Source organism: Shigella sp. FC1544 (assembly GCF_001722145.1).
GTDB classification, from domain to species: domain Bacteria; phylum Pseudomonadota; class Gammaproteobacteria; order Enterobacterales; family Enterobacteriaceae; genus Escherichia; species Escherichia coli.
In genome coordinates this window covers 1-7,706 of the sequence record NZ_MECT01000087.1, presented here as the reverse complement: position 1 = coordinate 7,706, position 7,706 = coordinate 1, and the positions used below count along the sequence as shown (strand labels likewise).

7 protein-coding genes and 4 pseudogenes are annotated in these 7,706 nt (G+C 49.6%); 7 read left to right on the top strand and 4 right to left on the bottom strand.

The genetic code is table 11. The features are described 5' to 3' along the window. On the bottom strand, nt 1-244 hold a 244-nt coding region (locus BGK49_RS06250), incomplete at its 3' end, for a transposase (protein ID WP_000567704.1). 53 nt (nt 245-297) lie between these two features. Here BGK49_RS06250 and BGK49_RS30905 point away from each other — a divergent pair. Both BGK49_RS30905 and BGK49_RS31605 read left to right on the top strand, forming a co-directional pair. Beyond that, nucleotides 298-498 (top strand): annotated as a pseudogene (locus BGK49_RS30905) (YbbD family protein); the annotation flags it as partial. A 602-nt stretch (nt 499-1,100) separates the two neighbouring features. Continuing rightward, nucleotides 1,101-1,196 (top strand): annotated as a pseudogene (locus tag BGK49_RS31605) (hypothetical protein); the annotation flags it as partial. Between the two features lie 58 nt (nt 1,197-1,254). Here the strand turns inward: BGK49_RS31605 and BGK49_RS06240 are convergent. From BGK49_RS06240 to allS, 3 genes and pseudogenes are all read right to left on the bottom strand, one after another. Continuing rightward, nucleotides 1,255-1,620, bottom strand: a pseudogene (locus BGK49_RS06240) (helix-turn-helix domain-containing protein); the annotation flags it as partial. Nucleotides 1,621-1,735: 115 nt separating this feature from the next. Then, nucleotides 1,736-2,830 (bottom strand): tRNA 2-selenouridine(34) synthase MnmH, encoded by a 1,095-nt coding sequence (gene mnmH / locus BGK49_RS06235; RefSeq protein WP_001157963.1) that lies wholly within the window; start codon nt 2,828-2,830, stop codon nt 1,736-1,738. Between the two features lie 68 nt (nt 2,831-2,898). Next, the gene (gene allS, locus BGK49_RS06230) at nt 2,899-3,801 is read right to left on the bottom strand and encodes an HTH-type transcriptional activator AllS (protein WP_000460156.1); all 903 of its coding nucleotides are present in this window, start codon (nt 3,799-3,801) and stop codon (nt 2,899-2,901) included. Nucleotides 3,802-4,030: 229 nt separating this feature from the next. Here allS and allA point away from each other — a divergent pair, with 229 nt between their 5' ends. The 5 genes and pseudogenes from allA to BGK49_RS06205 all read left to right on the top strand — a co-directional run. Beyond that, nucleotides 4,031-4,513 (top strand): ureidoglycolate lyase, encoded by a 483-nt coding sequence (gene allA, locus BGK49_RS06225; RefSeq protein ID WP_000776388.1) that lies wholly within the window; start codon nt 4,031-4,033, stop codon nt 4,511-4,513. 77 nt (nt 4,514-4,590) lie between these two features. Continuing rightward, the gene (gene allR / locus BGK49_RS06220) at nt 4,591-5,406 is read left to right on the top strand and encodes an HTH-type transcriptional repressor AllR (protein ID WP_000141275.1); all 816 of its coding nucleotides are present in this window, start codon (nt 4,591-4,593) and stop codon (nt 5,404-5,406) included. Nucleotides 5,407-5,495: 89 nt separating this feature from the next. Continuing rightward, on the top strand, nt 5,496-7,277 hold the full coding sequence (gcl, locus tag BGK49_RS06215) for a glyoxylate carboligase (RefSeq protein ID WP_024259574.1): 1,782 nt from the start codon (nt 5,496-5,498) through the stop codon (nt 7,275-7,277). A gap of 12 nt (nt 7,278-7,289) precedes the next feature. Further along, nucleotides 7,290-7,394: pseudogene (locus BGK49_RS06210) on the top strand (hydroxypyruvate isomerase); the annotation flags it as partial. A 55-nt stretch (nt 7,395-7,449) separates the two neighbouring features. Continuing rightward, nucleotides 7,450-7,706, top strand: a 257-nt coding sequence (locus tag BGK49_RS06205) for an IS1-like element transposase (RefSeq protein WP_024259250.1), incomplete at its 3' end; no start/stop codon positions are given.

Sequence of the window (7,706 nt, the reverse complement as noted above, 5' to 3'; positions counted from 1 at the left end):
CTTTAATCTGCTTCATGGCGGCAGCAAGTTCAGAGGCAGGAACAACCTGTTCTCCGGCGGCCACAGCAGTAAGACTTCCTTCCTGGTATTGCTTACGCCAGAGAAATAACTGGCTGGCTGCTACACCATGTTGCCGGGCAACGAGGGAGACCGTCATCCCCGGTTCAAAGCTCTGCTGAACAATTGCGATCTTTTCCTGTGTGGTACGCCGTCTGCGTTTCTCCGGCCCTAAGACATCAATCATCTGTACTCCAATGACTAGTCTAAAAACTAGTATTAAGACTATCACTTATTTAAGTGATACTGGTTGTCTGGAGATTCAGGGGGCCAGTCTATTTATACAAAGATGAATCTCTTGTAAGTAAACATTACATAAACTATATGGCAATACCAGAAAATGATGGAGTTTTTACATGGCTCCCAGATTTTTTTTCGCACGTAGCGGTGGATATATCAATATACACAAATGTAGAAGATGATTATTTTTTTTCTTATTTTTCCCTAACAAATGATGAGGAGGGTAGGTTTAAGAAAACATTGACAGTGAGGGCCAGGGAACAAGTGGCGAAAATCGTATCAAAGAATGATCCAGATACAAAAAAAGTGTGGTGTAAATATGGTAAGATACCAGGGCAAGGGGATGGTGTAAACCTTTTTTTGTTGGTGAAATTAATGTTACGCATTATTTTATAACAAATATTGGAGCTGGACTGCCTGATGCTTGTGCAGAGTAATTGCTTGAATTAAGAGTCTATCCCATATCGAAGTCGTCAACTTCGTAGTGAGGAAAAGTAAAATTCCTGACTGAGAAAAGACATGTCGGCTATTGTGTAAAGCCATATAGCTCAGACGATGAATATATACTCGTATTCAGTTGTTTATTGAGGGTGAGTTCCGACCCTGAAACAACAAATAAAATGAACAGTCAGAGAGTTTACATAGAATTGCACTGGTCTTTTACGATATCTGACATTGTGTAATACATATTCAGCCATGCATTAATTAAAATGTTACGTGTTTAATGTGAGTCCCTATCTGAAAATAAATAATCCTTCCGGATTAAAATAAATTCTTGCCGGGAAAGAAAGAGGAAATAAACCATTAGCGGAAAACCAGCGGCACGCCAGGGTGACATGCCCCAGTACGGCGGCCCGATAGTCCAGGGTTCAGCGGGGGTACTGATAGTCGCGCCGACTGCATCGAGAACTCCATACAACTTTTTACGGAACGTCACCTGATAAAATTTGTTCAGTATCGTCTTTTGAGATTCTCAAGGTTATGGAGTAACCAGACAGAACGGACACCACTGTCGGAGATAAAACCCCCCTGTTTACGCAGCTCGTTGCTGGCCCGGTGCTGACCATGTGTCGGGAAAGCGACGGCGTAATCAACAACAGCCTGTTCAGTTGCCTCATCGGTACGGTTCTTAAGGTTAGGAGCGCGGCGACTACGATTAATCTGCGCATCCACACCGCCTTCAGCGACCAGTTCGCGGTAACGATAAAACGTATCACGCGAAACGCCCATGATTTTACAGGCTTTTGATACGTTGCTGAGTTCTTCAGCCAGATTGAGCAAACCGGCTTTGTGTTTGATGACGGGATTGGCAGTATGAAGCATGAGAGTTACCTCTTGTTTTGGATAAGGATTCGATACTCATATCAAAACCGGTAACTCTCAACCTTTCAAGGCCATGTGTCAGATCAAGTCGCGACTAATACAAATACGTCCCTCATTACCGCGCCTTAACCCATTCCGCCACTTCCGCCCACTCACCGCGAAAGACAACTTTTTCCGCTTTTTTCTCAAGCTGATAGCGATACATTGGGTCGTAATATTCTTTAAGTAACGGCACCAGCCAGGCCAGATGACCGTCGGTGCTGCCGGTGGTGAGTTGCGTTGTCAGCGCCGTATCCAGCTGGGCAGCGAGTTCGTTATAGCGCTGTAACCCCAGCCGACGCTTAATAGCCGAAAGTCCGTGATGCAGGTATTCGCAATATTCCTGCCAGCCCTGTTCGTCGCCGTACGCGTGGGTAAAATCATGATGCATACGCAAGAAATACTCTTCGTTCAGGCGTTCAAGACGGATCTCAAACGGATCTTCTACCACCGCAATCGCCGCCTGAGTCATTCGCTCACGCAGACATTCCGGCAGGTGATTCGAACCGATCATCCGGCTTTCATCTTCCAGCACCCACAGGCGCAAATCCTGACGGGCGTCGGTTTTTAGCATTTCGGCAGCCAGCAGATTTTCAAAACTCGCCTGGCTAAGTTGTGGTTGTAACGTGCGACCAAACGCCGAACCGCGATGACGCGCCAGCCCTTCCAGATCGACACCGTTCGGCTGTTGCTGCACTAACAGCGTTTTACCGCTGCCGGTACAACCGCCAATCAGCACTATCGGTTTTTGTGCCAGTTCAATAGTAGCCTGAATCGCGGTCTGGCGCAGTGCCTTATAACCGCCTTCCACCAGCGGATAATCAATCCCCGCTGCATGCAACCAGCTTTGCACAATATGTGAGCGTTGACCGCCACGGGCACAGCAGAGAATACCTTGCGGATTTTGCAGGCACGCTGCCCGCCAGGCGTCTATGCGCTGCTGACGAATTTCACCCGCCACCAGTTTATGCCCCAGCGCCAGCGCCGCGTCTGACCCTTGCTGTTTATAGCAGGTGCCAACGGCGGCGCGTTCATCGTTATTCATTAACGGCAGATTGATAGCGGCGGGCATTGCGCCTTGCTCAAACTCGATAGGGGCGCGAACATCAATAATGGGCGTATCAGCAATCAGCAGGGCACGATAGTCCTGTTCCGTGTGTCTCTCTTGCATAGTTAAAAGTGAACCTCAAATCAGCTTGCGCGCTATTTTACGCGCCAACGCGCAAGGAAACTTGATTTTTAACTGCGTGGGTTGCCGAAAATTTCTAAAAATCCGCTGATTTCCGGCCTGCGCTGGGTAAACAAGGTCACAATATCTTCTACCGCTTTGCCGCTGCCAAATTTGCGCCATGCCAGACTCAATGGCGAAGGAGGGCGCATCGTTGGGATTACCCGGCTGACCAGTTGTTGATTATCGATCATTGACTGGCAAAGCGATTTTGGCAAAAAACCAATGCCAACGCCCGCCAGATGGGCGGCGATTTTCGTTTCCATATCAGGAACAATAATCTCTTTTTGCCCTGGCAATCGCCAGGCGACGCGTTTGGTTAAGGTGCGGGCGCTGTCTTCAATATTGACCGCCGGAAAGCGACGCAACTGCGCTTCTGTTAGCGGCTCTTCAACGTTCGCCAGCGGATGATCCGCCGCCATGACAAATCGCCATTGCACCGATCCTAAGGGATCAAGACTAAAGGTATTTGCCAACGCCTCAGTTCCCGTGACGCCGATAGCCAGCGAAAAACCTTCGTACAATATCGAGTCCCAGACGCCCATATAGATTTGTCGGGAGATGTGAAACTGGGTAAAGGGGTAACGTTCATTCAGCCACGCCAGCAACTGGGCGACGGCCTGGGGGTTATAGAGCAGGTTGTTGATGACAATATTCACCTGTTGCAGCTCGCTGGGCATACTTTCCAGCCAGCTCAGCCAGTCTCTGGCCTGGGAAAGTAGATGCTCGCCAGCCGCTGTCAACGTTACGCTACGAGTCGTACGGAAAAACAGCGCTACTCCGGTATTCTCTTCCAGAAGTTTAATGCGATAACTGATCGTCGCCGTGGTTTTACATAATCGTTCTGCCGCTTTTGAAAAACTTCCTGTTTCAGCAACCGCAATGAAAGTCCGCAAGGTTTCTGGATCGAACATCTTCAGGTATCCCCTTTTAAATCCGCAAGTTGCGTGATTTTCTTATCCTCTGATTTATCAGTATTTTTACATGATAACCCTGTTCAATTTGTGGACTAAATCTAGTTTTGGAAAGATATTTCAACTTTTGTATTGATGTTGTTCTCTTAAGGTTTTAGATTGCCTGTTATTGAAACCAAGCTGACCGGTCGGCGGTGGTTGAACGGAATTATGTTACAAGGACAAAAAGATGAAACTTCAGGTATTACCGTTAAGTCAGGAAGCCTTTAGTGCTTATGGAGACGTAATCGAAACTCAGCAACGGGATTTTTTCCATATTAACAATGGCCTGGTGGAGCGTTACCACGATTTGGCGCTGGTTGAGATTCTTGAGCAAGACCGTACGCTTATTAGCATTAACCGCGCGCAACCGGCGAATCTGCCGCTGACCATTCACGAACTCGAACGTCATCCGCTGGGCACTCAGGCCTTTATCCCGATGAAAGGTGAAGTGTTTGTGGTGGTCGTGGCGTTAGGCGACGACAAACCAGACCTGTCAACGCTGCGGGCGTTTATCACCAACGGCGAACAGGGAGTGAATTACCATCGTAACGTCTGGCATCACCCACTTTTCGCCTGGCAGCGCGTCACCGATTTTCTGACCATCGATCGCGGCGGCAGTGACAACTGTGATGTTGAAAGTATTCCTGAACAGGAACTCTGTTTTGCGTGACGCCTGCAACCGACTTGCATAAGATAAACTAATTGTTCATTGTTTATGCTCACTTGTAGGTCGGAGTTAACGTAGGTATGACGGAAGTTAGACGGCGCGGCAGGCCAGGACAGGCGGAGCCTGTGGCACAGAAGGGCGCACAGGCGTTAGAGCGGGGAATTGCGATTCTGCAATATCTGGAAAAAAGTGGGGGAAGTTCGTCGGTTAGCGATATTTCTCTCAATCTGGATTTGCCGCTCTCCACGACCTTTCGCTTGCTGAAGGTTTTACAAGCAGCGGATTTTGTCTATCAGGACAGTCAATTAGGCTGGTGGCATATAGGATTAGGTGTCTTTAACGTCGGTGCGGCGTACATCCATAACCGCGATGTCCTCTCCGTCGCCGGGCCGTTTATGCGCCGCCTGATGTTACTTTCCGGCGAAACGGTCAATGTCGCGATCCGTAACGGCAATGAAGCAGTATTAATTGGTCAGTTAGAGTGTAAATCAATGGTCAGGATGTGTGCGCCACTGGGCAGTCGTCTGCCGCTGCATGCTTCCGGTGCGGGCAAAGCGCTGCTTTATCCGCTGGCGGAAGAGGAGTTGATGAGCATCATTCTGCAAACCGGTTTGCAGCAGTTTACGCCAACTACGCTTGTGGATATGCCCACCTTGCTGAAGGACCTGGAACAAGCGCGTGAACTGGGCTATACCGTAGATAAAGAAGAGCATGTTGTAGGTCTGAATTGCATAGCTTCAGCAATTTACGATGATGTCGGTAGCGTTGTTGCCGCTATCTCCATCTCCGGGCCTTCATCAAGACTGACAGAAGATCGTTTTGTCAGTCAGGGTGAGCTGGTCAGAGACACCGCCCGCGATATCAGCACGGCGTTGGGACTGAAAGCACATCCATAATGTCTGTCGCATCCCGCTCTGCGGAGCGGGTTTTTTTGACAAAATTTGAAAGTTGGAAAAATTTTCCAATGAATAGAGATAGGAATAAAATGGCAAAAATGAGAGCCGTTGACGCGGCAATGTATGTGCTGGAGAAAGAAGGTATCACCACCGCCTTCGGTGTTCCGGGAGCTGCAATCAATCCGTTCTACTCAGCGATGCGTAAGCACGGCGGTATTCGTCACATTCTGGCGCGTCATGTGGAAGGTGCTTCGCACATGGCGGAAGGTTATACCCGCGCAACGGCAGGGAATATCGGCGTATGTCTGGGGACTACCGGTCCTGCGGGCACGGACATGATCACCGCGCTCTATTCCGCTTCTGCTGATTCCATTCCTATTCTGTGCATTACCGGCCAGGCACCGCGCGCCCGTCTGCATAAAGAAGATTTTCAGGCCGTAGATATTGAAGCAATTGCTAAACCGGTCAGCAAAATGGCGGTTACAGTTCGTGAAGCGGCGCTGGTGCCTCGCGTGCTGCAACAGGCATTTCACCTGATGCGTTCTGGTCGTCCGGGTCCGGTACTGGTGGATTTACCGTTCGACGTTCAGGTTGCGGAAATCGAGTTTGATCCTGACATGTACGAACCGCTGCCGGTCTACAAACCTGCTGCCAGCCGTATGCAGATCGAAAAAGCTGTAGAAATGTTAATCCAGGCCGAACGTCCGGTGATTGTTGCCGGGGGCGGGGTAATCAATGCTGACGCAGCTGCACTGTTACAACAGTTTGCTGAACTGACCAGCGTTCCGGTGATCCCAACGCTGATGGGCTGGGGCTGTATCCCGGACGATCATGAACTGATGGCCGGGATGGTCGGTCTGCAAACCGCGCATCGTTACGGTAACGCAACGTTGCTGGCGTCCGACATGGTGTTTGGTATCGGTAACCGTTTTGCTAACCGTCATACCGGTTCGGTAGAGAAATACACCGAAGGGCGCAAAATCGTTCATATCGATATTGAGCCGACGCAAATTGGTCGCGTGCTGTGTCCGGATCTCGGCATTGTCTCTGATGCTAAAGCGGCGCTGACACTGCTGGTTGAAGTGGCGCAGGAGATGCAAAAAGCGGGTCGTCTGCCGTGTCGTAAAGAATGGGTCGCCGACTGCCAGCAGCGCAAACGCACTTTGCTGCGCAAAACCCACTTCGACAACGTGCCGGTGAAACCGCAGCGCGTGTATGAAGAGATGAACAAAGCCTTTGGTCGCGATGTTTGTTATGTCACCACCATCGGTCTGTCACAAATCGCTGCGGCACAAATGCTGCATGTCTTTAAAGACCGCCACTGGATCAACTGTGGTCAGGCTGGTCCGTTAGGCTGGACGATTCCGGCTGCGCTAGGGGTTTGTGCCGCTGATCCGAAACGCAATGTGGTGGCGATTTCTGGCGACTTTGACTTCCAGTTCCTGATTGAAGAGTTAGCCGTTGGCGCGCAGTTCAACATTCCGTACATCCATGTGCTGGTGAATAACGCCTATCTCGGCCTGATTCGTCAGTCACAACGCGCCTTTGACATGGACTACTGCGTGCAACTCGCTTTCGAGAATATCAACTCCAGCGAAGTGAACGGTTACGGCGTCGACCACGTAAAAGTAGCGGAAGGTTTAGGTTGTAAAGCGATTCGCGTCTTCAAACCGGAAGATATTGCGCCAGCCTTTGAACAGGCGAAAGCCTTAATGGCGCAATATCGGGTACCGGTAGTCGTGGAAGTTATTCTCGAGCGTGTGACCAATATTTCGATGGGCAGCGAACTGGATAACGTCATGGAATTTGAAGATATCGCCGATAACGCAGTGGACGCACCGACTGAAACCTGCTTCATGCACTATGAATAAGGGAGATAAATAATGTTACGTTTCTCTGCTAATTTATCGATGTTATTTGGTGAATATGATTTTCTCGCCCGTTTTGAGAAAGCTGCGCAGTGTGGTTTTCGCGGCGTTGAATTTATGGGTAATGCTGCCAACTTACTGATTTAGTGTATGATGGTGATTTTAAGGTGCTTGCGTGGCTTCCATTTCCATCAGATGTCCTTCCTGCTCCGCTACTGAAGGCGTGGTGCGTAACGGCAAAAGCACTGCCGGACATCAGCGCTATCTCTGCTCTCATTGCCGTAAAACATGGCAACTACAGTTCACTTACACCGCCTCTCAGCCCGGTACGCACCAGAAAATCATTGATATGGCCATGAATGGCGTCGGATGTCGCGCCAGTGCACGCATTATGGGCGTTGGCCTCAACACGGTTTTACGTCACTTAAAAAA

Excerpts from the sequence above, each read along its gene's own strand:
- allS (WP_000460156.1), bottom strand. The coding sequence starts at position 3,801 with ATGTTCGATCCAGAAACCTTGCGGACTTTCATTGCGGTTGCTGAAACA.
- allR (WP_000141275.1), top strand. The coding sequence starts at position 4,591 with ATGACGGAAGTTAGACGGCGCGGCAGGCCAGGACAGGCGGAGCCTGTG.
- gcl (WP_024259574.1), top strand. The coding sequence starts at position 5,496 with ATGGCAAAAATGAGAGCCGTTGACGCGGCAATGTATGTGCTGGAGAAA.
- mnmH (WP_001157963.1), bottom strand. The coding sequence starts at position 2,830 with ATGCAAGAGAGACACACGGAACAGGACTATCGTGCCCTGCTGATTGCT.
- allA (WP_000776388.1), top strand. The coding sequence starts at position 4,031 with ATGAAACTTCAGGTATTACCGTTAAGTCAGGAAGCCTTTAGTGCTTAT.